This is a genomic window from Campylobacter sp. GB48, assembly GCF_049221845.1.
Taxonomy (GTDB): Bacteria; Campylobacterota; Campylobacteria; order Campylobacterales; family Campylobacteraceae; genus Campylobacter_D; species Campylobacter_D lari_C.
Genome location: NZ_JBMJAR010000088.1, coordinates 1 through 711 on the forward strand (window position 1 = coordinate 1; position 711 = coordinate 711).

The window sequence follows — 711 nt, forward strand, 5'->3', positions numbered from 1 at the left end:
ATAAATGATATTTTCATCTTTAGAAATTGTTCTATTTATATTATATTGCAATAAAGGATTTTTATAAAGTGTATCACTATTGATTAAGATATTGATATGAAAAGATTCTTTACTTTTATTAGTTAATTGAGACAAAGATATAACATCTTTTATAACTTGTAAAATATCATTTGCTACTTCACCATAGCCCCAAGTAAAGATAATATGATTATCATCTATATTTGTAGCACCAAATAATAAAGAAGGTACAAAAATTAAAACACTAAGGAATAAAATGTAAAATCTTTTCATCAATTGTACTAAAGAAGTTAAATAGTTTGTTTGGTATAATTGTATTAAGGGTGCAACGCCAAAGGGGCGCAACCCTTTAGCATTAATTTACCACCCAGAAGGGAGGTGAGTTAAATGCTCAACATTGTTCTAATAATTATACTCTTAATGCTTTGCTATGTCAAGGCTTATTGAGTATCCCCTGCTTTTGCAGGGTTTAGAATAATCCCTTTGGCTTACTAAACAAACTTTTAACTAAACTCTATCTCCTTTCTATAATTTTATTTTCTTTTTAATTAGTAGGTTTTCTTATTAAATTCTCAAGATTGTTTTCAATCTTTTCTTGTATTTTTATAGAATCAGCTTGTATTTTATCTACTTCAATATTTCCAACAATATCAGCAATAAATTCACTTAAATCTATTTCACTAAAATCTAACT

1 pseudogene is annotated in these 711 nt (G+C 26.4%); it reads right to left on the reverse strand.

Annotation, left to right across the window (positions count from 1 at the left end):
* Nucleotides 1-291, reverse strand: a pseudogene (locus tag ACOTVC_RS08955) (hypothetical protein); the annotation flags it as partial.
* Between the last annotated feature and the right edge of the window lie 420 nt (nucleotides 292-711).